This is a genomic window from Roseateles sp. AC306 (assembly GCF_979253795.1).
This window is the reverse complement of record NZ_CEEDEB010000094.1, coordinates 1-260: the sequence shown is the minus strand read 5'-3', so window position 1 is coordinate 260 and position 260 is coordinate 1. Positions and strand designations below refer to the sequence as shown.

Genomic DNA, 260 nt, shown 5'->3' with positions numbered 1-260 from the left:
AGAATTCTTCATAGCTCATGTACGGCTTGTCGGGATGGTTGGTCTTCATATGCTCGACGTAGTTGTCGTAGTCTGGAATGCCAATCAACATCTTCGCCGCCTGGCCGAGATATTTTTTTGCCTGTCCTAAGTTACCAAACATAGTTCACTCTGATAAGAACAAAGCCCCGCCGAAGCGGGGCTAAACACGGTTAGTGGTGCGAAGAGATCTTCACGCCGCCTTCCGGGATTGGAACGTACGGTGTTTCTTTGTCAGTACG

At 49.2% G+C, this 260-nt stretch carries 1 protein-coding gene; it reads right to left on the bottom strand.

Annotation, left to right across the window (positions count from 1 at the left end):
* Positions 1-142 (bottom strand): YbdD/YjiX family protein (locus AC0IZJ_RS28530; protein ID WP_337226516.1); only part of this gene is annotated, 142 nt, incomplete at its 3' end.
* Positions 143-260 lie beyond the last annotated feature (118 nt).